The organism is Microbacterium sp. LWO12-1.2, from assembly GCF_040675875.1.
Lineage (GTDB): Bacteria > Actinomycetota > Actinomycetes > Actinomycetales > Microbacteriaceae > Microbacterium.
Genome location: NZ_JBEGII010000001.1, coordinates 2,791,311 through 2,814,769, shown reverse-complemented (window position 1 = coordinate 2,814,769; position 23,459 = coordinate 2,791,311). Strand labels below are relative to the sequence as shown.

General features: G+C 68.8%; 24 protein-coding genes. 10 read left to right on the top strand and 14 right to left on the bottom strand.

The annotated features are described in order from the left end of the window. Positions 1–1,311 (bottom strand): ABC transporter substrate-binding protein, encoded by a 1,311-nt coding sequence (locus MRBLWO12_RS13445; protein WP_363556256.1) that lies wholly within the window; start codon positions 1,309–1,311, stop codon positions 1–3. Positions 1,312–1,365: 54 nt separating this feature from the next. Continuing rightward, positions 1,366–2,601: an aminotransferase class V-fold PLP-dependent enzyme gene (locus MRBLWO12_RS13440; protein ID WP_363556254.1), complete on the bottom strand. Its 1,236-nt coding sequence runs from the start codon at positions 2,599–2,601 to the stop codon at positions 1,366–1,368. Between the two features lie 164 nt (positions 2,602–2,765). Between MRBLWO12_RS13440 and MRBLWO12_RS13435 the strand changes: the two genes are divergently transcribed. Next, positions 2,766–3,449 carry a FadR/GntR family transcriptional regulator gene (locus MRBLWO12_RS13435; RefSeq protein ID WP_363556252.1) on the top strand — a complete coding sequence of 228 codons (684 nt, stop codon included), beginning with the start codon at positions 2,766–2,768 and terminating at the stop codon, positions 3,447–3,449. 124 nt (positions 3,450–3,573) lie between these two features. On the opposite strand, the gene MRBLWO12_RS13430 is transcribed toward MRBLWO12_RS13435, so the two are convergent. The 5 genes from MRBLWO12_RS13430 to MRBLWO12_RS13410 all read right to left on the bottom strand — a co-directional run bounded on the left by MRBLWO12_RS13430 (position 3,574) and on the right by MRBLWO12_RS13410 (position 7,635). Then, positions 3,574–4,089: a glycine cleavage system protein R gene (locus tag MRBLWO12_RS13430; protein WP_363556250.1), complete on the bottom strand. Its 516-nt coding sequence runs from the start codon at positions 4,087–4,089 to the stop codon at positions 3,574–3,576. Between the two features lie 195 nt (positions 4,090–4,284). Next, positions 4,285–5,343 carry a PLP-dependent cysteine synthase family protein gene (locus MRBLWO12_RS13425; RefSeq protein ID WP_363556248.1) on the bottom strand — a complete coding sequence of 353 codons (1,059 nt, stop codon included), beginning with the start codon at positions 5,341–5,343 and terminating at the stop codon, positions 4,285–4,287. Positions 5,344–5,386: 43 nt separating this feature from the next. Further along, positions 5,387–6,235 carry a GntR family transcriptional regulator gene (locus tag MRBLWO12_RS13420; protein ID WP_363556246.1) on the bottom strand — a complete coding sequence of 283 codons (849 nt, stop codon included), beginning with the start codon at positions 6,233–6,235 and terminating at the stop codon, positions 5,387–5,389. A 1-nt stretch (position 6,236) separates the two neighbouring features. Further along, on the bottom strand, positions 6,237–6,641 hold the full coding sequence (gene rbsD / locus MRBLWO12_RS13415; RefSeq protein WP_247628101.1) for a D-ribose pyranase: 405 nt from the start codon (positions 6,639–6,641) through the stop codon (positions 6,237–6,239). 31 nt (positions 6,642–6,672) lie between these two features. After that, the gene (locus MRBLWO12_RS13410; protein WP_363556244.1) at positions 6,673–7,635 is read right to left on the bottom strand and encodes a ribokinase; all 963 of its coding nucleotides are present in this window, start codon (positions 7,633–7,635) and stop codon (positions 6,673–6,675) included. 123 nt (positions 7,636–7,758) lie between these two features. On the opposite strand from MRBLWO12_RS13410, the gene MRBLWO12_RS13405 reads away from it, so the two are divergent. Then, positions 7,759–8,421 carry a transaldolase family protein gene (locus MRBLWO12_RS13405; protein ID WP_363556242.1) on the top strand — a complete coding sequence of 221 codons (663 nt, stop codon included), beginning with the start codon at positions 7,759–7,761 and terminating at the stop codon, positions 8,419–8,421. 116 nt (positions 8,422–8,537) lie between these two features. Here MRBLWO12_RS13405 and MRBLWO12_RS13400 read toward each other — a convergent pair whose 3' ends face one another. Further along, positions 8,538–9,215 carry a FadR/GntR family transcriptional regulator gene (locus MRBLWO12_RS13400; RefSeq protein ID WP_363556240.1) on the bottom strand — a complete coding sequence of 226 codons (678 nt, stop codon included), beginning with the start codon at positions 9,213–9,215 and terminating at the stop codon, positions 8,538–8,540. 46 nt (positions 9,216–9,261) lie between these two features. On the opposite strand from MRBLWO12_RS13400, the gene MRBLWO12_RS13395 reads away from it, so the two are divergent. Further along, positions 9,262–10,230, top strand: a complete 969-nt coding sequence (locus MRBLWO12_RS13395; protein ID WP_363556238.1) for an amidohydrolase family protein — start codon at positions 9,262–9,264, stop codon at positions 10,228–10,230. Between the two features lie 87 nt (positions 10,231–10,317). Here MRBLWO12_RS13395 and MRBLWO12_RS13390 read toward each other — a convergent pair whose 3' ends face one another. Next, positions 10,318–11,106 (bottom strand): SDR family NAD(P)-dependent oxidoreductase, encoded by a 789-nt coding sequence (locus tag MRBLWO12_RS13390; RefSeq protein ID WP_363556236.1) that lies wholly within the window; start codon positions 11,104–11,106, stop codon positions 10,318–10,320. After that, positions 11,103–11,963 carry a fumarylacetoacetate hydrolase family protein gene (locus tag MRBLWO12_RS13385; protein ID WP_363556234.1) on the bottom strand — a complete coding sequence of 287 codons (861 nt, stop codon included), beginning with the start codon at positions 11,961–11,963 and terminating at the stop codon, positions 11,103–11,105. Before MRBLWO12_RS13385 ends, MRBLWO12_RS13390 begins: the two co-directional genes overlap by 4 nt. Before the next feature lie 121 nt (positions 11,964–12,084). Between MRBLWO12_RS13385 and MRBLWO12_RS13380 the strand changes: the two genes are divergently transcribed. Genes MRBLWO12_RS13380 through MRBLWO12_RS13370 form a run of 3 tightly spaced genes read left to right on the top strand, consistent with a single transcriptional unit; the run spans position 12,085 to position 14,803 of the window. Beyond that, the gene (locus MRBLWO12_RS13380; protein ID WP_363556232.1) at positions 12,085–13,380 is read left to right on the top strand and encodes an L-fuconate dehydratase; all 1,296 of its coding nucleotides are present in this window, start codon (positions 12,085–12,087) and stop codon (positions 13,378–13,380) included. Continuing rightward, positions 13,367–14,347: an aldo/keto reductase gene (locus tag MRBLWO12_RS13375; RefSeq protein ID WP_363556230.1), complete on the top strand. Its 981-nt coding sequence runs from the start codon at positions 13,367–13,369 to the stop codon at positions 14,345–14,347. The genes MRBLWO12_RS13380 and MRBLWO12_RS13375 overlap by 14 nt, the downstream gene beginning before the upstream one ends. A gap of 36 nt (positions 14,348–14,383) precedes the next feature. After that, complete coding sequence (locus tag MRBLWO12_RS13370) at positions 14,384–14,803, top strand: RbsD/FucU family protein (RefSeq protein WP_363556228.1); 420 nt, start codon at positions 14,384–14,386, stop codon at positions 14,801–14,803. Between the two features lie 171 nt (positions 14,804–14,974). Here MRBLWO12_RS13370 and MRBLWO12_RS13365 read toward each other — a convergent pair whose 3' ends face one another. Beyond that, entirely contained in the window at positions 14,975–15,976 is a 1,002-nt protein-coding gene (locus tag MRBLWO12_RS13365; RefSeq protein WP_363556226.1) for a LacI family DNA-binding transcriptional regulator, read from the bottom strand. Positions 15,977–16,187: 211 nt separating this feature from the next. On the opposite strand from MRBLWO12_RS13365, the gene MRBLWO12_RS13360 reads away from it, so the two are divergent. From MRBLWO12_RS13360 to MRBLWO12_RS13345, 4 genes are all read left to right on the top strand, one after another. After that, the gene (locus MRBLWO12_RS13360) at positions 16,188–17,057 is read left to right on the top strand and encodes a sugar phosphate isomerase/epimerase family protein (protein WP_363556224.1); all 870 of its coding nucleotides are present in this window, start codon (positions 16,188–16,190) and stop codon (positions 17,055–17,057) included. A gap of 192 nt (positions 17,058–17,249) precedes the next feature. Further along, positions 17,250–18,752, top strand: coding sequence for a sugar ABC transporter ATP-binding protein (locus MRBLWO12_RS13355; RefSeq protein ID WP_363556222.1), 1,503 nt, complete (start codon positions 17,250–17,252; stop codon positions 18,750–18,752). After that, positions 18,752–19,786 carry an ABC transporter permease gene (locus MRBLWO12_RS13350; protein WP_363556220.1) on the top strand — a complete coding sequence of 345 codons (1,035 nt, stop codon included), beginning with the start codon at positions 18,752–18,754 and terminating at the stop codon, positions 19,784–19,786. Before MRBLWO12_RS13355 ends, MRBLWO12_RS13350 begins: the two co-directional genes overlap by 1 nt. Positions 19,787–19,930: 144 nt before the next feature. After that, entirely contained in the window at positions 19,931–20,926 is a 996-nt protein-coding gene (locus MRBLWO12_RS13345) for an ABC transporter substrate-binding protein (RefSeq protein ID WP_363556218.1), read from the top strand. A gap of 282 nt (positions 20,927–21,208) precedes the next feature. Here MRBLWO12_RS13345 and MRBLWO12_RS13340 read toward each other — a convergent pair whose 3' ends face one another. From MRBLWO12_RS13340 to MRBLWO12_RS13330, 3 genes are read right to left on the bottom strand one after another with little or no spacing between them, the layout of a single operon-like run. Continuing rightward, positions 21,209–21,505, bottom strand: a complete 297-nt coding sequence (locus MRBLWO12_RS13340) for a putative quinol monooxygenase (RefSeq protein ID WP_363556216.1) — start codon at positions 21,503–21,505, stop codon at positions 21,209–21,211. Between the two features lie 41 nt (positions 21,506–21,546). Further along, complete coding sequence (locus MRBLWO12_RS13335) at positions 21,547–22,494, bottom strand: phosphotriesterase family protein (protein ID WP_363556214.1); 948 nt, start codon at positions 22,492–22,494, stop codon at positions 21,547–21,549. Next, entirely contained in the window at positions 22,491–23,456 is a 966-nt protein-coding gene (locus MRBLWO12_RS13330; protein WP_363556212.1) for a shikimate dehydrogenase, read from the bottom strand. Before MRBLWO12_RS13330 ends, MRBLWO12_RS13335 begins: the two co-directional genes overlap by 4 nt. Positions 23,457–23,459: the final 3 nt, after the last annotated feature.

Sequence of the window (23,459 nt, the reverse complement as noted above, 5' to 3'; positions counted from 1 at the left end):
TCAACCCTTCTCCGCGGCGTACTTCTCGGTCCAGAAGGTGTCCCAGGAGGCGAGCAGGTCACTGGTCGACATGTTGCCCAGCAGCACGTTCTGCACGTCCTGGTCGGACTTCTGGATCCACTCTGTCCACCAGCTGACACCGCGCGGCTGACGCACGTTGACGTAGGTCTCCGGGTCCTCCGTCATGGTGACGTAGCTCGTCCACGGTCCGGTCGAGTAGAAGTCGTCATCCGCGGCGGAGGCGATGATCGGCACCAGGCTGTTCGCCTGCGCGAACTCGGTCGCGGGATCGGCGGACGACAGGAACTCGACCAGTTTGACGGCCGCCTCCTTGTTCTCGCTCTTCTCGGCGACACCCCACCCGGCGACGGCCAGCGGCTGCGCGGCCTTGCCAGAAGGGCCGACGAGCAGGGGAGCGGTGTCCCACTGGTCCTCGGTCAGCGAGGAGTCCTGCACGGTCGCGATGACCTCGGGATCCTGCAGCAGGAACGCGGTGGTGCCGTTCGTGAAGCCGGCGACCATCTCGGGGTAGCCCCACGACACGGCAGAAGGCGGGGAGGCTTCCTTGAAGAGGTCGAAGTAGTCGTCGACGGCTTCCTGGGCCTCTGGCGCGGCGAAGATCGTCGAGCCGTCCTCCATCAGGAACGCGTCGTCGACGTCGAGACCGTCGATCGTGTAGGCCTCGATCGCGGCGACCACGTTGCTGTTGGCGTTCGCGCCACCGCGGAACGCGTAGCCGTAGATGTTGTTCGAGGGGTCCTGGATCGCGCTGGCCTGCTCGAGCAGATCCTTCCAGCTGTGCGGAGGGCCGTCGAAGCCCGCGTCCTTCACGAGGTCGGTGCGGTAGAACAGCGACAGGCCGTAGAAGCCGTAGGGGACGAAGTAGCTCTTGCCGTCTGCGGCGACCGAGGCGGACTGGGCGTTGTCGGTCAGAGCATCCCAGCCGTCCCACTTCTCGAGGTCGGGACCGAGGTCGTAGAGCCAGCCGTTGTTCGCGAACGGGCCGACCGTGATGTCGCGCACCTCGAGGAGGTCGACGCCCTTGCCGGACTGCAGCATCTGCTGGATCTTCTGGTCGGCCTGCTCGGTGGGCGGCGAGACCAGGTTGACCTTGATCTTCGGGTTCTCCTTCTCGAACTCATCGAGCAGGCCGCGGATGAGTTCCGTGCGGGCCGGGTTGGTCAGGCTCTCGACCATCTGCAGGGTGACGGTGCCGTCGGCGGACGGACCGCTTCCTGCCGAGCAGCCGGTGAGCGCGAGGACGGCGACGGTGCCGAACCCCGCGGCGGTCGTCAAGATCTTGTGCTTCACGATGTGCCTCTCAGTTGGGTGGGTGGTGCGGGTCTGGGGGCGCGATGGCGCGCGTCAGGGGATGACGAGGGAGGATGCAGGGCGGATGCCGACGCGCTGCAGGATCTGCGGGATGCAGCGCTCCACGAAGGCCTCGAAGTCGGAGGCCTCGGTGTACAGGTGCGCCGACAGGCGGAAGTAGCCGATGCCGCGGAAGCTCGTGAACGCGGTCTCGACCCCGGTCTCGTCGAGCAGCTGCATGCGCAGCTCATCGGCCTCTTCGCGGGAGGCGCCGAGTCCGAGCGGCAGCCGCACGAGACGCATCGAAGGAACAGGGGAGGGTAAAGGGGTCAGCGGGTCCTCGTCGCCGTAGGGGTGCAGGGCTTCGGCGATGATCTCGGCACCGGCATCCGCCCGCTCCGCCATCGCCGTGCGGGCGTTCGCCCACCCGTACTCGCCCTCGATGTAGTCGATCGCCACCGGTGTGCTCAGATAGGTCGTCGCGTCGATCGTGCCCTGGGTGTCGAAGCGCACAGGATAGGGTTCGTTCGCGGCCCAGGAGTCGATCAGCGGCCACAGCTCGTCGCGGTCGGCGGCGTTTGTGACGAGCAGCGCCGACCCCCGCGGGGCGCAGGGCCACTTGTGCAGATTGCCGAACCACCAGTCGCCACCCGCGACCGCAGCCGCATCGGCGATGAGGCCGGGGGCGTGTGCGCCGTCGACGAGCGTGCGCACGCCGCGGGCGGTCGCGAGCTCGGCGATGCGGCGGGTGGGCAGCAGCCGGGCGGTGGGGGAGGTGATCTGGTCGACCACGATCAGTCGGGTGCGCGGGGTGAGGGCGTCGTCGAAGAGCTGCACGACCTCGTCGTCGGAGGCGAGAAGTGGAAGCTCGACCGTGTGGACGGTCGCGCCGAAACGGCGGGCGAGGCGCTGCGCGCCCATCGTGATCGCGCCGTAGCCCTGGTCGGTCACCAGGATCTCGTCGTCGCGCTCGAGCTGCAGCGCGTTGTAGACGACGGTGGCGGCGGCAGAGGCGTTCGGCACGAAGACACTGTCGTCGGCGCGGGCCCCGACGAAGGGGGCGGTGCGGGCGCGGGCGTCGCGCACGCGCTCACCGATGCGGGGGAACCACTCGACGGGGCTGAGGTCGGCCTGGCGACGCAGTGCGTCCTGGTGGGCGACGACCGCGGTGGGTACCGCGCCGAACGACCCGTGGTTGAGGTGGATCACACCGGGATCCAGCGGCCACGCATCCCGCGCCCTGACGCCGGAGTTCAGCGTGAGCGGAGCGGGGAAGGGGGAGACGGGCATAGGTCCTCATCGGGGAGAGTGGCGAGTTGTTGCACAACTTTGCCAGAGAAGTTCCGAAATCGCCACGAAAAGGTGAAGATGAAACATAGTTGTCATACGAATTTGTGGAGGCGACAGCATCCGACAGACTCGCAGGAGGTTGGACGGCATCGGGGAGGATGGCCATGAGCGCACTGGATACGGCGCTTCACGGATTGCGCGCGTTGATCGCCGACGGGGCGCTGCGCCCTGGCGACCGCTTGCCGAGTGAGGGCGAGCTCTGCGAACGGCTCGGGGTCTCGCGCGGATCGCTGCGCGAGGCGATCCGGATGCTCGCGGCACTCGGCGTGCTCGACACGCGCCACGGTTCCGGGAGCTACGTCAGCGAACTGAGGGCCGCAGATCTGATCGGCAGCCTCTCGCTCACCGTCGGGCTGCTCCCCATGGCCGGCGTGCTGGAGCTCACCGAACTGCGACGGGTGCTCGAGCCGCATGCCGCAGCGCTCGCCGCGGCCCGCATGGACCCCGAGACCATCGAGCGCCTCGACGGCATCCTCAGCGAGATCGAGGCGAGCGACGACTTCGAGGATCACTCACGGCTCGACCACGACTTCCATATGACGATCTCCCGCGTCGCCGGCAACGAGGCCCTCACGAGCCTGATCGATGTGCTGCGCTCGCGGTCCCGGGCGTACCGCATCCCCGACGCGCACGATGCCGCCGAGCTCAAGCTGCATTCGGACGCCGGGCACCGGGCCATCCTGCGCGGACTCGCCGCGGCCGACCCGGTCGCTGCGAGTGCCGCGGCCTCCTCGCACGTGGCGTACACGGAGTACTGGGTGCGTCAGTACACCGACGTCGAGGACTGAGGAGCCCCTCGCCGGGCGCGCGCGAAAACCCAGACGAGGTGCGATGAGGTCGGCGTGTCGGCCGGCGACGCTCCGACCGGATGCGGGATCGTCTCGGTTTCGATGCGCTGAGCGCGGAGGCGCGCTAGCCGAGCGTGATGTCGACCTGGATCTCGGCCGCAAGGCGCTCGAGGTCGTCGCGCAGTGCGTCGAGGTCGACCGACGAGGGAACGCGAGCTGTGACGGATGCCTCGAACAGGCGCCCACCGGCCATCGCGGCGTCGCGGGTTTCGGTCGCCAGCTCCTCGATGCTGAGGGCATGGGCGCTCAGGACGCCGGAGATCTCGCGCACGATGCCGGGGCGGTCGTTGCCGAGCACCTGGATCTCGAGCAGCTGGTCGTCGTCGCCCGCGGCGTCGGCGGTACCGGTGAGCACGGCGAGGGTCAGCAGCCCCTGTCCCTGCAGCCCTCGCAGCGCCGACTGCAGCTCGTCGGCGCGCTCGGCCGGAACCGAGACCTCGATCACTCCGGCGAAGGTGCCGGCGAGCTCGGCCAGCGAGCTGTTCTCCCAGTTTCCGCCGTGCGCGTCGACGACATCGGCGACGGCTGCGACCAGGCCGGGGCGGTCGGCCCCGGCGACGGTGAGGATCAGAGTAGTCATGCGGCCAGCGTAGCCCGCGGGTCGCTGTTCATAACTCAGGACGAACCGACCGGCCGGACGGCCGGAGGCCCGGGTTCGTACGCAGAGGAGGGCGGATTCGGCGCGGGGTGCCTGAGTTGTGAACGGGCGGGACGCGAGCCCTTCGACAGGCTCAGGGGCCCAGGGTAGGGGGCTCAGGGAGCCAGGGGCGCGCGGCTACTCGGTCCAGACGCCGGACTCCAGAAACGCGTCGAGGCGCGCGCGGTGCGGGGTGAGGTCCCAGCCCTGGTCGGCGACCCACTCGTCGTTGAAGTACGTGCCGGCGTAGCGGATGCCGCTGTCGCAGATGAGCGTCACGACGCTGCCGGTCTCTCCGGCCGCCCGCATCCGCGCGATCAACTGGAACGCGCCGTACAGGTTGGTGCCGGTCGAGCCGCCCGCCCAGTGCAGCGTGCGCTCCCGCAGCAGGCGGATGGCCGCGATGGAGCCCGCATCCGGCACCTGGATCATCTCGTCGATCACGCTCGGCACGAACGACGCCTCCACGCGCGGTCGGCCGATGCCCTCGATGCGGCTCGGACGTCCGGCCGGCGCATCCGGTGTGCCGGCCCAGCCGTCGTAGAAGGCCGAGCCCTCCGGATCGACCACGGCGATCTGCGTCTCGTGGCGGCGGTACTTCACGTACCGGCCGAAGGTCGCGCTCGTGCCCCCGGTGCCCGCCCCCACGACGATCCAGTGGGGGATCGGATGCCGCTCCTGCGCCAGCTGGCTGAACACGCTCTCGGCGATGTTGTTGTTGCCGCGCCAGTCGGTCGCGCGCTCGGCGAACGTGAACTGGTCGAGGTAGTGGCCGTGGCAGTCCGAGGCGAGGCGTTGGGCCTCGGGCGACATGTCCTCCGCGCGGTCGACGAAGTGGCAGCGGCCGCCGTAGAACTCGATGAGGTCGATCTTCTCCTGGCTGGTCGAGCGGGGGACGACCGTCACGAACGGCAGCCCCAGCATCCGCGCGAAGTACGCCTCGGACACGGCCGTGGAGCCGCTCGACGACTCGACCAGCGTCGTGTCCTCGTTGATGCGTCCGTTCACCAGGCCGTAGAGCAGCAGCGAGCGGGCGAGCCGGTGCTTGAGCGAGCCGGTCGGATGCACCGACTCGTCCTTCAGGTACAGGTCGATGCCCCACTCGGGCGGCAGCGGGAACAGGTGCAGGTGCGTGTCGGCGCTGCGGTTGGCGTCGGCCTCCAGCAGGGCGATCGCGGTGCTGGTCCAGGAGGTCATGAACTCGAGGGTACCGGGCTGCGTCCGCCGGTCTCTCGGCGGCTCAGCTGACGGTGCCGGCGCGGGAGGTGCCGCCGTCTCCGTCGATGTGCAGCAACGAGGCCTGCGACTGCTCCTGCTGCAGCTGGAACTCGAAGCGCGAGCGGTCGCCGCGGTGGTACGCCACGAAGTACTCGATCGGCGCGCCGTCTTCGCCGCGGCTGACGCTGCGCAGCCTCAGCAGAGCGGAGCCGGCGCTGACGCCGAGGTGCTGTGCCTGCTCATGCGTCGCCACGGTGGCCTCCGCCGAGCGCACGCCGCTGGTCGCGATGACGCCGTTCTCGGCCAGCAGCCGGTACAGCGAGCGTTCCGTGAGGTCGACGTCGAGGGTGAGCGCGCCCACCGCTTCCGGCATCCAGGTCGTGGAGAGCGACCACGGTTCGCCGTCGACGTGACGCAGGCGTTCGAGCACGACGACCGCAGACCCGACCGGCACGTCGAGAGCCAGCGCGATCTCGTCGTCGGCGGTCGTGCGCTCATGACGCAGCACGTCGCTGTGCACGTGGCCGCCTCGGCGCTCGACGTCGTCGTACAGGCCGACGAGTGTGTGCACCAGGCTCTCGCTCGTGCGCGGGCGCGAGACGAACGTGCCCTTGCCCTTCACCCGTTCGACGAGTCCTTCGTGCTCGAGCTGCGCGAGCGCCTGACGCACGACCGTGCGCGAGATGCCGTAACGCTCGCACAGGCGGTGCTCGCCGGGCAGCGGATCGCCGGGCTGCAGGCCGTCGCGGGCGATGCCGTCGATGATGAGCTGTCGCAGCTGGTCGTACATCGGAGCCGCCGAGTGGCGGTCGATCGCGTCGGCGCCGGGGGCTTCGGCGACTGTGTCGTTCATGGTGATCGTCTTGCTCATCTCAGTACGCGACTCCCGCATGCAGGATCACGTTGGCGTAGGGGGTGAACTCGCCTGAGCGCACGAACGCGCGTGCCTGGTGGGTCAGCTTCTTGAACTCGACGTGCGGGATGAGTTCGATCTCGAACCCCATCCCCGCGAACCGTTCGCGCAGGGCCTCGAGCACCTCTGGGCTCTTCTCCGCGACCTCGGCCGAGACCGTCGCGCCCTCGACCACGAGCTCGGCGAGCACGGTGTCGAGCACGTCGAGGAACGCCGGTGCGCCCGGGCGGTAGGCGAGATCGATCCGCTCCGAAGAGGGCGGGATCGGCAGACCGGCATCCGTCACCACCAGGAGGTCGGTGTGTCCGGTCTCACTGATCACGCGGGAGAGCGCCGGGTTGATCGTCGTGGCTGTCTTGCGCATCGGTTGTTCCTTCGTCGGCCGCGTACGCGGATCAGTTCGTCACGGGCAGGGATTCGCGCGCGGCGAGGAACGCGTCGACCTCGGCCCGCAGCGGCAGGCTGGGCGAGGCGCCCTGCTTGGTCACCGTGAGCGCGCCGGCCGCGGTCGCGAGGCGCACGGCATCCGTGAGCGTGCTCCCGTTCGCGAGGGCCGCACCGAGGTAGCCCGCGTAGGCGTCACCGGCAGCGGTCGTGTCGACGGCCTCCACCGGGAACGGCGGCACGACGGTGGCGCCCTCCGCGGTGACGACGCAGGAGCCCTGCCCGGCGAGGGTGATGACCGCGGCCCCGACGCCCTGTGCGAGGAACCAGCGGCCCGCGCGCTCGGCGGACGCCGCATCGGTGACCTCGATGCCGCTGATGAGCGTGGCCTCGGTCTCGTTCGGCGTGACGATGTCGATGCTGCGCCAGACCTCCGTGGGGAGGGGGGCTGCCGGCGCGGGGTCGAGGATCACGGTCATGCCGTGCTCGCGTCCGCGGGCGGTGATGTGGGCGGTCAGTGCCGAGGGGGTCTCGAGCTGGGTGAGCAGCACCGAGGTGGTCGGGGCGAGAGCGGCAAGGGCGGTGTCGATCTGCTCGGTGCTCAGCGCGGCGTTCGCGAGCGGCACCATGACGATGTCGTTCTGAGCGGACGAATCGACGCGGATGTGCGCGATGCCGGTCGGCCCTGGCACGGTGCGCAGGTGCGCGAGGTCGACACCGGCGTCGCTGAGTCCGTTCACCACGAGGTCGTGGAACAGATCGTCTCCGACGCAGCCGACGAAGCTCGTGCGGGCACCGGAGCGTCCGGCCGCGACGGCCTGGTTCGCACCCTTGCCGCCGAGCATCAGGGTGAACTCGTCGCCCAGGATGGTCTCTCCGCGAGCGGGGAGCCGTTGCGAGAACGTGGTCACATCAGCGGTGACGCTTCCGACGATGACGACGCCGGAACGGTCAGCGGGGTGTGCGAGAGACATGTCGCTCCTGATCTTCTTCGACAGCATGCGTGCACGCCGTCCGTGTCTTTGACATCGTCGGCGGCTGTCATTACATTAGCCGAAGCTGAACCTGTAACGACAGGTTGCTCGCAAGGAGACCCGATGACCGCGATCGCGCCCCGCCTCTACGTCGACAGCGCCGACGTCGATCGCGTCTCCCGGCTCCTCGGGGCAGGCGTCGTGCACGGAGTCACGACCAACCCCACGATCCTCGAGCGCGGCGGACGCGCGGCCGCCGAGATCCCCGACCTCTATGCGCGTTGGGAGTCCGAGGGGGCACGCGAGATCTTCTTCCAGACCTGGGGAGGGGACACGGCATCCTTCCTGCGCAACGCCGAGGGCATCCGCGCGCTCGGCGACCGGGTGGCCGTGAAGGTGCCGGCGACGGCGGACGGTTTCGCCGCAGCATCCGCTCTGGTCCGCGACGGTGCGACGGTGCTGGTCACCGCCGTCTATTCGATCGCGCAGGCGCTGGCGTGCGCCTCGATCGGCGCGCACTACATCGCGCCCTACCTCGGCCGCATGCGTGACGCGGGCATCGACGGAGACTTTGTGATCGCTCGGATGCAGGAGGTGTGCGCGGGCAGCGGATCGAACGTGCTCGCGGCATCGCTGCGCTCGGCGGATGACATCACCGGCCTGCGTCTGGCCGGAGTGCCGTACTTCACCGCTGCCCCCGACGTGATCGACCAGGTGCTGTTCCACGAGGTCAGCGACAGCTCGGCGGCCGAGTTCGACGCGGCCATGGTGCGCCTCGGGGCCTGAAGAGTTTCGGCGCCGGCGCGACTCCGTGCTCGGCACTCGGCCCGTGTCCTGTGCGGTGAGGGGTCATGACACGCCGTGCCGGGCGTTCGTGGTGCGGCGTGTTCTGACTCCTCGCGCTAGGCGGATGCCGCCTGCCGCAGCCACCGCTCCACGCCGGCGATGTGGGCTGTGGCGAGCGAGGTCGCGAGCGACGGGTCGCGCAGCGCGATCGCATCGGCGATGGCGCGGTGCTCAGAGAGTGTGCGCTCGACCACGCCCTCCTCGGTGAGTCCGCGCCACACGCGTGCTCGGACGGTCTGGCTGCTCAGGTGCTCGATCAGGCTCGCGAGGTAGGAGTTGCCCGCCATGCGCACGATCTCGCGGTGGAAGCGGATGTCGTGCTCGACCAGCGCTTCGATGCTCACCGAGGAGTCGATGTTCGCCACCTCCTGCACGAGCGCCGCGATCTCGTCATCGCTGCCGACGGTCGCGGCGAGGCCGGTGGCCTGCGATTCCAACATCCGTCGCACGGCGAAGATCTCGAGCATCGAGTCATCGTCGTGCATGTCGACCACGAACGAGATCGCCTCGAGCAGCAGGTGCGGCTCCAGACTCGTCACGTAGGTGCCGTCTCCGCGGCGCACATCGAGGATGCGGATGACCTCGAGCGCCTTCACGGCCTCGCGCATCGAGTTGCGCGAGAGGCCGAGGCGCTCGGACAGCTCCTTCTCCGGTGGGAGCCGATCGCCGGGTGCCAGTTCGCCCGACACGATCATCGCCTTGATCTTCTCGATCGCATCGTCTGTGACAGCCATGGCGTCATCCTAGCGATTGATCGGATGTCTGAGGCAGGATGGTCGCATGCGCGTTCTCGATTCACATCTGCACCTCTGGGATCCGGAGCTTCTCGAGTACGACTGGCTGGAGGGTCCGCTCGCATTCCGCTTCGCCGACACCGAACTGGAGCACGCCCGGCTGGAGCATGCCGCGACCGAGAAGGCGATCTTCGTGCAGGCCGAGACGGTGGAGGATCGCTTCCTCGACGAGGTGCACTGGGTGACGACGATGGCCGAGTCTCTCGGCATCGTCGGGATCGTGGCCGGAGCGCGGCTCGATCGCGGATCCGACACCGTCGCCCATCTCGACGGTCTCGCCGCCGAGCCGCTCGTCGTCGGAGTGCGGCACAACCTGCAGGGCGAGCCCGACGGATTGGCCGTCTCCGCCGCATTCGTCACCGGTGCGCGCGAGCTCGCGCACCGCGGCTGGAGCTTCGACGCGTGCGTCCGCTCCGAGCAGCTGCCCGAGATCGCCCGTCTGGCCGGGGCGATCCCCGAGCTGCGCATGGTGCTCGACCACATCGGAAAGCCCGCAGTGGGAACGGCGAACGCTCCGCTCGTGCCGACCGCGGAGTGGGTGCGCGACCTCGACGAGCTGGCGCGGCATCCGGAGGTGTACTGCAAGCTCTCCGGTCTGCCCGGCGAGGCCGGCGGCGACTGGGATGCCGCCCAGCTGGAGCCTTTCCTCGACGCCGCGGCCGACGCCTTCGGCCCGGAGCGGCTGATGTGGGGGAGCGACTGGCCGGTGTCGGTCATCGGCCCTGCGGAGGACGGTGACCCGCACGCCCCGGCCGACGGTTCGCCCGCGTATCAGTACACGGCACGGACGCGCTGGGCGGATGCCGTCGCCGCGTGGGCCGAGCGCCGAGGGCATGACGTCGACGCGATCATGTGGGCCAACGCAGAGGGCTTCTATCGCACGGACGCGCGGCCGACGGTCTTCACCGACCCGGCTCCGCGCCGCCGCGGCATCCTGGGGTGGCTCCGCGGCTGAGCCCCTGCCGCATCCGCCCCGGTCGCGAAAAAGCACCCATCTCGTGAGAAACGGGTGCCTCTTCGCGACGGGAACCGTCGGCGGCGACTACTCCGGGCGCGGTCGCAGCGACGCCATACCGCCGTCGACCTCGATGAAGGTGCCGGTCGTCGAACCGGATGCCGGTGACACCAGGTAGGCGACGGCGCCGGCGACTTCGCTCGGGCTCACCAGACGACCGTGCGGCTGGCGAGCGGCCAGTGCGGCGCGCTCGGCGGCCGGGTCAGTGGCCGAGTCCAGCAGGCGTCCGACCCACGGGGTGTCGGCGGTGCCCGGATTCACGGAGTTGACGCGGATGCCCTCGCGCAGGTGATCCGTGGCCATCGCACGGGTGAGCGCCGACACGGCTCCCTTCGACGCGCTGTACAGGGCGCGCTGCGGGAGTCCGGTCGTGGAGGCGATGGATGCCGTGTTGCAGATCGCCGCGGCCGGGGACGTGCGCAACCACGGCAGCGCCGCTGCCGTCACGCGGGCGATGCCGGTGACGTTGATCGACAGCACGCGCGCCCACTCGTCGTCGTCGTTCGCGGCGATGTCACCCTGCGCGCCGACGCCGGCGTTGTTGACGACGATGTCGATACGCCCGAACTGCTCGGCGACCGCCGCGACGGCGGCCTCGACGCTGCCGCGGTCGGAGACGTCGGCGGTGAAGGCGGCGAACTTCTCATCCGCGTGGGTGGTGTCGCGGTCGAGCACGGCGATCTGTGCGCCGTCGTCGTGGAGGCGCTGCGCGATCGCGGCGCCGAGTCCGGATGCTCCGCCCGTGACGATCGCGACGAGTCCGTCCAGCGGTGCCCGTGCTTCGACGGGCTCAGCAACCGCGTTGTCGTCGGTCATCTCTGTGCCTCCCATGCCACGAAGTCCTGGCGCTGACGGCCGAGGCCGTCGATCTCGATCTCGACCACATCGCCGGAGGCGAGGTAGGGATATTTGCCCGACAGGGCCACGCCCTGCGGCGTGCCGGTGAGGATGAGGTCGCCAGGCTCCAGGGTCACGTACTGCGACAGGTGGTGCACGATGTGTTCGACCGAGAAGATCATGTCGCTCGTGTTCGAGTCCTGCCGGGGCTCGCCGTTCACGAAGCTGCGCAGACCGAGGGAGTGGTGGTCCACCTCGTCGGGGGTGACCAGCCACGGACCGGTCGGGTTGAAGCCCGGAGCGATCTTGCCCTTCGACCACTGGCCGCCGGACACCTCGATCTGGAAGGCGCGCTCGGAGACGTCGTTGGCGGCGACGAAACCGGCGACGTGAGCGAGGGACTCCTCGGGGGAGTCCAGATAGGAGGCGCGGGCGCCGATCACGATGCCGAGCTCGACCTCCCAGTCCGTCTTCTCGCTGCCGCGCGGGATCGTGACCGCATCGTTGGGGCCTGTGACCGTGTTCGGGGTCTTCAAGAAGATGATCGGGATGGTCGGCGGCTCCGAGCCCGATTCGGCCGCGTGGGCCGCATAGTTCATGCCGATGCAGATCACGGCGCTCGGCCGGGCGATCGGTGCACCGATGCGGAGGGAGGCGGCATCCTCGAGCTCGGGGAGCTCGTCGGCGGCCAGCGCTGCGGCGATGCGAGCGCGGAAGTCGCCGGCGAGGAAGTCACCGTCTACATCGGATGTCAGGGAGCGGAGGTCGAGGTGGCGGTCGCCCTCGATGAGGACGGGGATCTCGGTCCCTGGGTCGCCAAGCCGCGCGAACTTCATGATTCTCCTGATTCGTCGGGGAGCCGTCGTGCGACGGCCTGTGTCGTTGACAGTATAGACATCGGATGTTTACACTCCAAGAGGTCTGCACGGGATTTCTCCGTGCATGGAGAGGAACCCCGTGAGCCGTATCGTCGCACTCGACACCACCGACATCCGCTTCCCCACGTCGCTCAGTCTCGACGGCTCGGATGCAATGAACCCCGACCCTGACTACTCCGCTGCCTACGTCGTGGTGCGCACCGATGCCGCCGACGACGTGGAGGGCCACGCGTTCGTCTTCACGATCGGCCGCGGCAACGACGTGCAGGTCGCGGCGATCGACGCGCTGGCCGGGCACCTGGTCGGACGCGAGATCGAGCCGCTGCTGGATGACATGGGCGGTACGTTCCGTGACATCATCGGCGACTCGCAACTGCGCTGGCTCGGCCCCGAGAAGGGCGTCATGCACATGGCGATCGGCGCGGTCATCAACGCGCTGTGGGACATCAAGGCCAAGCGCGCCGGCCTGCCGCTGTGGCAGCTCCTCGCCCGCATGACGCCGGAGGAGCTCGTCGACCTGGTCGACTTCCGCTACCTCACCAACGCTCTGACCCGCGAGGATGCGCTCGAGATCCTGCGCGCCGCCGAACCCGGCCGCGCCGCGCGCGAGCAGGAACTGCTCGCCACCGGATACCCCGGCTACACCACGAGCCCCGGCTGGCTGGGCTACTCCGACGAGAAGCTCGAACGCCTCGCCCGCGAGGCCATGGCCGACGGTTTCACGCAGATCAAGCTGAAGGTGGGCGCCGACCTCGACGACGACATCCGCCGTTTCCGCAAGGCGCGCGAGGTGTGCGGCCCCGACTTCCCGATCGCGATCGACGCGAACCAGCGCTGGGAGGTGTCGGAGGCGATCGAGTGGGTGAACGCGCTCGCCGAGTTCCACCCCGCCTGGATCGAGGAGCCCACCAGTCCAGACGACGTGCTCGGCCACGCCGAGATCGCCAGAGGTATCGCGCCGATCCGCGTCGCGACCGGTGAGCACGCGCAGAACCGTGTCATCTTCAAGCAGCTGCTGCAGGCGGACGCCATCTCGGTCATGCAGATCGACGCAGTGCGCGTGGCCGGCGTGAACGAGAACATCGCCAACCTGCTGCTCGCCGCGAAGTTCGGGGTGCCGGTCTGCCCGCACGCCGGCGGTGTCGGCCTGTGCGAAGCCGTGCAGCACCTGTCGATGTTCGACTTCGTCGCCGTCACCGGCACGCGCGAAGGCCGCATGATCGAGTTCGTCGACCACCTGCACGAGCACTTCGTCGTACCCACCGACATCCGTGGCGGCTCCTACATGGCGCCGACCGCGCCGGGCACGAGCATGGAGATGAAAGCCGAGAGCATCGCCACCTACACGTGGACGGGCGCACATGTCGTCGCCTGAGCCCGGCACGCCCCGCCTCCGCATCCCGGCGCTCGGATACGGCGCCGCGAACGTCGGCAACCTGTTCCGCCCCCTCAGTGACGACGAGGCCTGGGCCGTGCTGGACGCCGCGTGGGAGAGCGGCATCCGCTACTACGACACCGCGCCGCACTACGGACTCGGTCTGTCCGAGCGTCGGCTCGGCGCCTTCCTGCAGACCAAGCCCCGTGAGGAGTACGTGCTGTCGACCAAGGCAGGGCGCCTGCTGCGGCCGAACCCGGAGCGCTCCGGCGGCCTCGACACCGCGAACGACTTCCACGTGCCGGACGACCTGCAGCGCGTATGGGACTTCTCGGCCGACGGCATCCGGGCCAGCGTGGATGAGTCGCGAGAGAGGCTGGGCATCGAGCGCATCGACCTGCTCTATCTGCACGACCCGGAGCGACACGACCTCGACCTCGCGCTCGCCGAAGCGCTGCCGGCGATGCAGCAGCTCCGTGACGAAGGCGGCGTGACCGCGATCGGCATCGGCTCGATGGTGTCGGAGGCGCTCGCCGCGGCCGTGCGCTCGGCCGACCTCGACCTGATCATGGTCGCCGGCCGGTACACCCTGCTCGAGCAACCGGCCGCGGTCGACGTGCTGCCGGCCTGCCGGGAGACCGGCACCGGGATCGTCGCGGCGTCCGTCTTCAACTCCGGACTGCTCGCCTCGAACGAGCCGCGCCGCGACGGGCGCTACGAATACGGCCAGCTGCCCGATGAGCTGTGGGACCGGCTGGTGCGCATCGCCGCGGTGTGCGCGGCGCACGGCGTGCCACTGCCGGCGGCGGCGATCCAGTTCCCGCTGCAGGCCGCCGAGGTGCAGTCGGTGGTCGTCGGTGGCAGCCGCCCCGCACAGCTGGTGCAGAATGCCGAGTACGCGGCACTCGAGATCCCCGCTGCGCTGTGGCAGGACCTGGCCGCTGAAGGACTCATCCCCGCGGTCTGACGCGCAGCCTCACCCACCCGACCGAGAGGAGCCGCCGTGCTCGAAGGAATCAACCCGCTGCTCACGGGCGAGCTGCTGCTGCACCTCGACCGGATGGGGCACTCCGACGCCGTCGTGATCGCCGACGCGCACTTCCCGGCCTGGGCTCTGGGTGCACGTGTGATCGACCTGCCCGGCACCACGACGCCGGAGGTGGTGGCCGCGATCCGCAGTGTGTTGCCTCTCGACGATGCGCCGGGCATCGACCTGATGACCTCGGCTGACGGCGCGGTGCTCGACGTGCAGCACGAGCTCATGGCGGCGGCGGGAACCACGCTCGACACGACCCGCTTCGTCGAGCGCTTCGCGTACTACGAGGTCGCGAAGAGCGCGTACCTGATGGTGCGCACGGGCGAGACCCGCAAATACGGCAACGCGCTGCTGCGCAAGGGGGTCGTGGGGCACGCCTCGGCCTGAGTGCTGGCGGTGTGGGTGTTCACAACTCAGGACGTACGGGCGGGGCCGGGCGGGCGCCCTGCTCACAACTCCGGATAATCGGCCGCATTCGGTCCGGATCTGACCGTGGAGCCGGTTTCGACGGCGGTTCTTCCTGAGTTGTGAACGCGAGGGCCGGGCAACTCGGCGTGCTCAGCGGCCGACGGTCGACTCGCGCACCACGAGTTCGGCCGAGAACGGCGTCGGAGCGGGCGGGGGTGCGCTCGGATCGGCGAGCTGTTCCAGCAGTGCGGCTCCGGCCGCGCGGCCGATCGCGTAGCCGGGCTGGCGCACACTGGTCAGCGGCACCACGCTCTGGTGCGCCTGGTCCACATCGTCGAAGCCGACGAGAGCGATGTCCTCCGGAACACGGATGCCGTGACGCATGAGCTGCGTGAGCACGCCGGTGGCCACCATGTCGTTCGCGGCGAACACGGCATCGGGGCGGTCGTCGGGTGCCATCGCCACGATCTGCTCGGCGGCCCGCAGCCCGTCCTCCGTGATGAGGTGCTCCACGTCGAGCACCGTGATCGACGCGTCGGTGCCGGCGACAGCCTCCCGCAGCCCCTGCAGCCGGTCGTTCGACTGGCTCACGGTCGGGTTGCCGAGGAACAGGAGCCGTCGTCGCCCGACCGACAGCAGGTGCTCGCCCGCGAGACGTCCACCGCCGACGTCGTCGAACAGCACGGACGCCACCTTCGACGAGGGCTGGATCGGACCGACGACCACAGAGCGGATGCCGCGGTCGGCGAGGCGCTCGAGCTGCGGCACCACATCGTCGAGCGGGTAGATGACGATGCCCTGCACCCGGTGCGCCTCGAACATCTCGATGTTGCGCCGTTCCTGCGCGCTGTCGCGGTTGCTGTTGCTGAAGAACAGCGACCAGCCGCCCTCGCGGGTGACGTCCTCGACCCCGCGGGAGAGGTCGTGGAAGTACGGCAGCCACGCGTCGAGAAGGATCAGTGCGAGTGCCTTGCTGGAGCCGGCGCGCAGCTGGCGGGCCGACTCGTTGGGCACGTAGCCGAGCTGTTCGATCGCGGAGCGCACGCGCTCCCTGCTGGCCGCACCCAGCACGTGCGGGTGGTTGAGGTAGTTCGACACGGTCGAGGAGGAGACCCCGGCGAGCGCGGCGACATCTTTGACGCTGGCGGGCATCGATACTCCTTCGTCATCGGGGCGGGCGCGCCGGCTCCGATGACAGGCGGAGGTCCGGAGGCGACGTGACCACAGTAGCGAACGAATTGGCACGTGCCAAGAAAGTTCTTGACACGTCGATACGCGCCGACGTAGCGTGTGACCCAGCTCAACTTGGCACGTGCCAATTGATCGAGGCGATGGTGCCGCACACCCGCCTCCGAGGGATCTCATGAACATCGGCTGCCACGGGCTCGTCTGGACCGGGAACTTCGATGCCGACGGCATCCGTCTCTCGGTGGAGAAGACCAAGGAGGCCGGTTTCGATCTCATCGAGTTCCCGCTCATGGACCCGTTCGCCTTCGATGTGCAGGCGGCGCGGGAGTCCCTCGAGGAGCACGACCTCGCGGTGAGCGCCTCGCTCGGGCTCTCCGAGGCGACCGACGTCACCAGCTCCGAGCCGGCCGTCGTCGCGGCAGGGGAGGCTCTGCTGTTGCGGGCGGTCGACGTGCTCGCCGACCTGGGCGGGGAGCACTTCTGCGGCGTGATCTACAGCGCCATGAAGAAGTACATGGAGCCGGTCGCACCCGCAGGCCTCGAGAGCAGTCGCCGCGCGATCGCCAAGGTCGCCGACCATGCCGCCGAGCGGGGGGTGTCCGTCGCCCTCGAGGTCGTGAACCGCTACGAGACCAACGTGCTGAACACCGCACGGCAGGCGATCGAGTACCTCGCCGAGGTCGATCGTCCGAACCTCGGCATCCACCTCGATACGTACCACATGAACATCGAGGAGTCGGATATGTTCGCGCCGGTCCTGGATGCCGAACCGAGCCTGCAGTACGTGCACATCGGAGAGAGCCACCGCGGCTACCTGGGCACCGGAACCGTCGACTTCGACACGTTCTTCAAGGCCCTCGGCCGCATCGGCTACGACGGTCCGATCGTGTTCGAGTCGTTCTCGTCTGCGGTGGTCGCGCCGGACCTGAGCCGCATGCTCGGCATCTGGCGCAACCTCTGGACCGACAACACCGAACTCGGAGCGCACGCGAACGCGTTCATCCGCGACAAGCTCGTGGCGGTGGACTCGATCCGCCTCCACTGAAGGCGGCGGAATCGGTCGGGATCGGAAGCTGTGGCCAAGATGTTATTACAGGTCTTCCCATCCGACTCGCCGTTAGTTACATTTAGATACAACTTGCGCAGGATGCGGCGTAGGCTACAGAATTGATCCGATGTTTACAGCAGACCGAACTGCTGGCATCGAAACGGGACCTCCAAGGAAGCAGGTGAGCACATGAGCGATCCCATTCTCAGAGTCGAGGGAATCAGCAAGGGTTTCCCCGGTGTGCAGGCGCTGAAGGACGTGCACCTCGAAGTGCGCGCCGGTGAGGTGCTCGTCCTCGTGGGTGAGAACGGCGCCGGCAAGTCGACGCTCATGAAGATCCTCTCCGGGATCTACACCAAGGACGAGGGCACGATCACGTTCGAGGGCCGGGAAGTCGAGCTCACCAGCCCACTCCAGGCGCAGGAACTCGGCGTCACGATCATCCATCAGGAACTCAATCTGATGCCCGATCTGACCGTCGCGCAGAACATCTACGTGGGCCGTGAGCCGAAGACGGGCCCGTTCCTGTCGGAGCGCAAGCTCAACGCACAGACCGCGGACCTGCTCACCCGCCTCGACATCCGACTGAACCCCCGCCAGCTGGTCGGGGAGCTCACGGTCGCGGAGCAGCAGATGGTCGAGATCGCCAAGGCGCTGTCGTTCAACGCCAAGGTCCTGATCATGGACGAGCCGACATCCGCCCTCACCGACTCCGAGGTCGAGACGCTGTTCGTGCTGATCGAGCAGCTCAAGGCGCGGGGCACGGGCATCGTCTACATCTCGCACCGCATGGACGAGCTGCGTCGCCTCGCCGACCGGGTCACCGTGCTCCGAGACGGCACATACATCGGATCACTCGACAAGTCCGAGGTCAGCATCCCGAAGATCATCGAGATGATGGTCGGGCGTCCGATCGACGAGGGAACCCGTCCGCAGGCGCGCGAGCACATCAATGACCCGATCGTGCTGAAGGTCGAAGGACTCTCCACCAAGGCGCTGCTGAAGGACGTCTCCTTCGAGCTGCACAAGGGGGAGATCCTCGGCTTCGCCGGTCTCATGGGTGCCGGTCGCACCGAGACCGCCCGCGCGGTCATCGGCGCCGATCCTCGCGACGGCGGCACGGTCACGATCGGCGGACGGGCCATCAGGATCAGCCAGCCCGCGGATGCCGTCAAGCACGGTGTCGGCTATCTGTCCGAGGATCGCAAGCTCCTCGGCCTCATGCTCGAACAGGACGTCACCTTCAACACGGTGCTCGCCTCGCTCGGCTCCTACGCCAACGCCATCGGCTGGATGGGCGATGGCAAGGCCAAGAACCGCACCAAGGAGTACGTCCAGCAGCTGCGGGTCAAGACGCCCTCGGTCAACCAGGTCGTCAAGCTGCTCTCCGGCGGCAACCAGCAGAAGGTCGTCATCGCCCGCTGGCTGATGCGCGACTGCGATGTGCTCATCTTCGACGAGCCGACCAGAGGGATCGACGTCGGCGCGAAGGAAGAGATCTACCGCCTCATGCAGCTGCTCGCCGAGCAGGGCAAATCCATCATCGTCATCTCGTCGGAGCTGCCGGAGATCCTTCGGGTGGCGAACCGCATCGCGGTCTTCGCCAACGGCCGGATCACCGGGACCCTCCGCAACGAGGAAGCAAGCCAGGAGAAGATCATGCAACTCGCAGCACACGGGGAGGAAGACTGATGAGCGCTCCACAGCAGCCCGGATCGTCGACGACGACGATCATCCAGACGGCAGTCTCGGAGAACACCGACAAGCGCGACTTCGTCGGGTTCCTCAAGAAGCAGGCCCAGCAGTCGCTCGCCTTCGGCACGCTCGTCGTGCTGGTGGTCTTCTTCGCGATCGCCAGCCCCAGCTTCTTCACGGTGAGCAACATCACCACCGTCCTGCTCTCGACAGCCGTGATCGCGATCCTCGCGCTCGGCACCACGTTCGTCATCATCACCGGCGGCATCGACCTCTCGCTCGGCACCGGCATGGCGCTGGCCGCCGTGATGACCGGTGTCTTCGTGACCAAGATGGGGCTGCCCGTGTGGGTCGGCGTCATCGGCGGCATCGCGACCGGTGTGCTGATGGGCCTGATCAACGGCGTCAACATCACCTTCCTCCGGCTTCCTCCGTTCATCGCGACGCTTGCGATGATGATGATCGCCGGCGGACTCGCCCTCGTCATCTCGGGTGTCGCGCCGATCTACTTCGCGGCAGACAACGGATTCCAGCAGGCCTTCGCGATCGGCACGCTGATCCCCGGCCTGCCCAACGCGGTGCTCATCACCGGCATCCTCGCGGTCATCGCCTGGCTGGTGCTGTCGAAGACGCTGCTCGGGCGCTACACGTTCGCGATCGGCTCCAACGAAGAGGCGACCCGCCTCTCCGGTGTGAACACGCGTCGCTGGACGATCCTCGTCTACATGTTCGCCGGCGCCTTCACCGGTATCGCCGGCGTGGTGATCGCCGCCCGGCTCGGCTCCGCGCAGCCGCAGATCGGCACCGGCTACGAGCTGCAGGCGATCGCGGCCGTCATCATCGGTGGCACCTCGCTGCTCGGCGGTCGCGGATCGATCCTCGGCACCGTGATCGGCGCCCTCATCATGAGCGTGCTCGTCAACGGCCTGCGCATCCTGTCGATCCAGTCGGAATGGCAGAACATCGTCGTCGGCGTCGTCGTGCTGATCGCCGTCTTCTTCGACTCGCTGCGCAACCGCACGCGCACCTGACCCCTGAACCACGGAGCGTGGCACCCGTGCCCGCCACTCTCCGATCGGCACCAGCCGAACCCGCGGAGCGATCCGCACGGCACACAGCACCAGGAATGTCCAACACCGTCGACGCAGTCGGCACTCACAAACAACGGAGTTTCCATGAAGTTCGGCAAGAAGACCGCATTCGCGGCACTCGTCGCCTCGGCGGCACTCGTCATGGCCGGATGCGCGGGCGACACGGGCGGCGGCGACGCCGGCAGTGGCGACGGCGGCAGCGGCGACAAGATGTACATCGCACTCGTCTCGAAGGGCTTCCAGCACCAGTTCTGGCAGGCCGTCAAGAAGGGCGCAGAGGAGCGCGCCGCCGAGCTCGGCGTCGACATCACCTTCGAAGGCCCCGCAGCCGAGACCGAGATCGACGCGCAGCTGCAGATGCTGCAGACCGCGATCGACAAGGGACCGGATGCCATCGCGTACGCCGCCCTCGACCCCGAGGCCTGTGTCACGCCGCTGCAGCAGGCCAAGGACAAGGACATCCCCGTGGTGTACTTCGACGCACCGTGCGACGGTGACGTGGGCCTGAGCCTCTCCGCCACTGACAGCAAGGTCGCCGGCGCGCTGGCCGCAGAGCACATGGCCGAGCTCATCGGCGGCGAGGGCGAGGTCGGCATCGTCGGCCACTCGCAGATCAACTCGACCGGTGTCGAGCGTCGCGACGGCTTCGTCGAGAAGATCGAGGCGGACTACCCCGACATCGAGATCGTCGACATCCAGTACGGCGACGGTGACCACCTGAAGTCGGCTGACATCGCGAAGGCCATGATCGCGGCGCACCCCGACCTCAAGGGCATCTACGGCACCAACGAAGGTTCCGCGATCGGCGTCGTGAACGCGGTCAACGAGCTCGGCCTCGAGAAGGGCAAGCTCACGATCGTCGGCTTCGACTCCGGCGCCGCGCAGATCAACGCGATCAAGGACGGCACGATGGCCGGTGCCATCACGCAGGACCCGATCGGCATCGGCGCACAGGTCGTGCAGGCAGCGTACGACGCCGCCAACGGCAAGGACGTCGAGGAGTTCTACGACACCGGCTCGTACTGGTACGACAAGACCAACATCGAGGACCCGAAGATCGCCGCAGTTCTCTACGAGTGATCTGAGTTCGCGAAGAAGCCCCTCACCTTCGGGTGGGGGGCTTCTTCTGTGGGGGTGCGGCGGGGTTCGGTGCGGGCGGGGAGGCTCGGGCGGGGTTCGGCGCGGAAGGGGGAGGCGCGGGCGGGGCTCGGGCGCGGTTTGCAGGAGGGGATGCCGGTTGCAGGAGTGGATGCCGGGGATCGGTCCTGCACGTGGCCGATCGTCCTGCACGGGGGCAGGGGGCTGGGGCTGGGGCCGGGCTGGGGGCTGGGGCAGGGCCGGAGGCCGAGCCCGCGCGCCGGCTCAGATGCGGCGGAGGAAGGTGAGCTGCGACGAGGGCTCGACGATGAGCTCCTGCAGTGCGGCGTTGAAGGGTACTCCGGCGGGGGAGGCCAGGTGCGCCTGGAACGCCTCGTCGTCGCGGTAGACCTCGTAGACGAAGAAGCGGTCGGAGTCATCGGTCAGGCGGGTGGCGTCGAACACGACGTTGCCCTCCTCTGCGCGCACCCCCTCGGCGAAGTCGCGCAGCAGCGCGGCCACGCGGTCGCCCTCTCCGGGGCGTGCGGTGAACGTCGCGTGCAGGATGGTCGGCTCGGACATGAGGCTCCTCGGTGGGGGATCGGGTCAGAATGATGCGGGGGTCAAGACAGCGTCAGCAGGCGCGCGGGGTTGGCAATGAGCATCCGCTCCACCGCTGCGTCGCCGATCAGAGCGCGCAGCCGCGGGAGGTAGCGCTCACCGAGGTAGGCGAGGCCGGGCATGCCGCCGTAGGCGCTGTACCGCGTGCGGCGCGCGACGTCGCCGCCGAGCACGATCCGGTCTCCTGCACCCTGGTCGACCGCCGCGGCCGTGAGCGCCAGCAGCTCGGCGTCGGAGCGGGTTCGTGGCCGGGCGAATCCGTCGTAGCCGAGGTACGCGCCGCGCTCCGCGAGGGAGGCGTGCAGGCCGGCGTCGGGGTCGCGGTCAGCGTGGGCGAGCACGACCCGATCGGCGGCCACCCCCTCGGCGGCGAGCAGGTCGAGCACCTCGTGCGCTGCCGTGCAGAACTCCAGGTGCACCATGATCGCGGCGCCGGTCGCGCGATGGGCCGCTGCCAGTGCCCGCAGGGTCGTGCGCTCGAAGTCGCTGATGCGCCAGTAGTCGATGCCGCCCTTGAGGATGCCGGCGCGCACCGCGGAGCCGTCTGGTGCCTGGGCGCGGGGGCCGCTCGGGGCGGCATCCGTCTGCGGCATCCCCTCGGTGATCTCGGTGAGGAACTGCTGCGCGAGCTGCGCGGCATCCTGATACCGGGTCGGATGGTGCGCGTCGTAGTGCGCATCACGGTGTCGTCCGGTCGTCGCCACCACGTGCAGGCCGGTCGTGGCACCGATGCGCGCGACCGCCTCGGGGTTGCGACCGAGCCCGAACGGGGTCGCGTCGACCATCGCGGCGAATCCGCTGCCGCGCAGCAGCCCGGCCTCGGTCGTCGACCGCGTCTCGTCGTCGAGCTCGTCACCCGGCAGGAGCGGGCTGATCTGGAACAGGTGCTCGTGGTAGTTCGTCGGCCCGAGCAGCGTCGGGTCGATGTCTCCGAGGACCGTGCGGATCATCGGCGTGCGAACTCCGCGGCGTCGCCGAGCTGTTCGACGATCTCGGGCGTGAGCTCGAGCTCGAACACGTCGGCGACGACCTGCGACCAGCCGTGGATGAAGTAGCGCCATCCGTCGACCACGTGCAGCGCTCGCGCGGCCTCCTGCGCGCGGGCCTGGTGCAGGAACTCCAGCGATCCGCGGTAGTTGAACTCCCACACGACCGCTTTCTCGGGGAACACCACGTTGTCCGGCAGAGGAGAGCCGGGGCGGTCCTTGCCGAGGCCGGTGGCGTTGACGATCAGCGAGCCGGTCGGCGCCGCGGCAACGAGGGCGGCTGTGTGCTCCGGGGTGTCGGTGCGGACGTAGGCGATCAGCCCCTCGGCGGTGCCGTGCTGCGCGTGGACCTCACGGAGGTGCGCGAGCTTCTCGTCGTCGCGGGCCGTGACGGTGACCTTCGACGGGGCATCCGCCCGCTCGGCGAGGGCCCAGCTCAGCGCTGTGCCCGAGCCGCCGGCGCCGAGAATGACGACCTCCGCTCCGGTGCGGGCGAAGTGGTCGGCGGGCAGGAAGTCGTTCAGGGCGAGGTCGACCGTGAGCGGATCCTTGGCGCGGCCGATCAGCCGGTCGCCGCGCTTGGAGATGCTGGAGATCTCGCTGCACGACACCGCGAACGGGTCGAGCTCGTCGAACAGGCCGGATGCCGCGGCGTACACGTTCATCTTGTGCGTGGTGACCAGGGCGCCGCGGTGACGGGGGTCGTCGCGGATCTGCTCGACCATCGCGATGTACTGCGCCGGGGTCGCGTCCATCGGCAGATCGTGTCCGACGAGGTTGCGGGTGGGGAGGCCCAGGACCTCTGCCCAGCGCGGAAACACCTGCATGATCGACGAGGAGCCGGTGCTGACGCCGACGAAGCCCATGTAGTCGGCGGTCGCGGCATCCGGCGCCGGGGGCGCGTCGGTGGTGAGGGAAGAGGACATCGG

Excerpts from the sequence above, each read along its gene's own strand:
- MRBLWO12_RS13420 (WP_363556246.1), bottom strand. The coding sequence starts at position 6,235 with ATGAGCAAGACGATCACCATGAACGACACAGTCGCCGAAGCCCCCGGC.
- MRBLWO12_RS13440 (WP_363556254.1), bottom strand. The coding sequence starts at position 2,601 with ATGCCCGTCTCCCCCTTCCCCGCTCCGCTCACGCTGAACTCCGGCGTC.
- MRBLWO12_RS13390 (WP_363556236.1), bottom strand. The coding sequence starts at position 11,106 with ATGACCGACGACAACGCGGTTGCTGAGCCCGTCGAAGCACGGGCACCG.
- MRBLWO12_RS13355 (WP_363556222.1), top strand. The coding sequence starts at position 17,250 with ATGAGCGATCCCATTCTCAGAGTCGAGGGAATCAGCAAGGGTTTCCCC.
- MRBLWO12_RS13435 (WP_363556252.1), top strand. The coding sequence starts at position 2,766 with ATGAGCGCACTGGATACGGCGCTTCACGGATTGCGCGCGTTGATCGCC.
- rbsD (WP_247628101.1), bottom strand. The coding sequence starts at position 6,641 with ATGCGCAAGACAGCCACGACGATCAACCCGGCGCTCTCCCGCGTGATC.
- MRBLWO12_RS13345 (WP_363556218.1), top strand. The coding sequence starts at position 19,931 with ATGAAGTTCGGCAAGAAGACCGCATTCGCGGCACTCGTCGCCTCGGCG.
- MRBLWO12_RS13385 (WP_363556234.1), bottom strand. The coding sequence starts at position 11,963 with ATGAAGTTCGCGCGGCTTGGCGACCCAGGGACCGAGATCCCCGTCCTC.
- MRBLWO12_RS13430 (WP_363556250.1), bottom strand. The coding sequence starts at position 4,089 with ATGACTACTCTGATCCTCACCGTCGCCGGGGCCGACCGCCCCGGCCTG.
- MRBLWO12_RS13365 (WP_363556226.1), bottom strand. The coding sequence starts at position 15,976 with ATGCCCGCCAGCGTCAAAGATGTCGCCGCGCTCGCCGGGGTCTCCTCC.
- MRBLWO12_RS13410 (WP_363556244.1), bottom strand. The coding sequence starts at position 7,635 with ATGTCTCTCGCACACCCCGCTGACCGTTCCGGCGTCGTCATCGTCGGA.
- MRBLWO12_RS13375 (WP_363556230.1), top strand. The coding sequence starts at position 13,367 with ATGTCGTCGCCTGAGCCCGGCACGCCCCGCCTCCGCATCCCGGCGCTC.
- MRBLWO12_RS13400 (WP_363556240.1), bottom strand. The coding sequence starts at position 9,215 with ATGGCTGTCACAGACGATGCGATCGAGAAGATCAAGGCGATGATCGTG.
- MRBLWO12_RS13360 (WP_363556224.1), top strand. The coding sequence starts at position 16,188 with ATGAACATCGGCTGCCACGGGCTCGTCTGGACCGGGAACTTCGATGCC.
- MRBLWO12_RS13425 (WP_363556248.1), bottom strand. The coding sequence starts at position 5,343 with ATGACCTCCTGGACCAGCACCGCGATCGCCCTGCTGGAGGCCGACGCC.
- MRBLWO12_RS13330 (WP_363556212.1), bottom strand. The coding sequence starts at position 23,456 with ATGTCCTCTTCCCTCACCACCGACGCGCCCCCGGCGCCGGATGCCGCG.
- MRBLWO12_RS13350 (WP_363556220.1), top strand. The coding sequence starts at position 18,752 with ATGAGCGCTCCACAGCAGCCCGGATCGTCGACGACGACGATCATCCAG.
- MRBLWO12_RS13340 (WP_363556216.1), bottom strand. The coding sequence starts at position 21,505 with ATGTCCGAGCCGACCATCCTGCACGCGACGTTCACCGCACGCCCCGGA.
- MRBLWO12_RS13405 (WP_363556242.1), top strand. The coding sequence starts at position 7,759 with ATGACCGCGATCGCGCCCCGCCTCTACGTCGACAGCGCCGACGTCGAT.
- MRBLWO12_RS13395 (WP_363556238.1), top strand. The coding sequence starts at position 9,262 with ATGCGCGTTCTCGATTCACATCTGCACCTCTGGGATCCGGAGCTTCTC.
- MRBLWO12_RS13335 (WP_363556214.1), bottom strand. The coding sequence starts at position 22,494 with ATGATCCGCACGGTCCTCGGAGACATCGACCCGACGCTGCTCGGGCCG.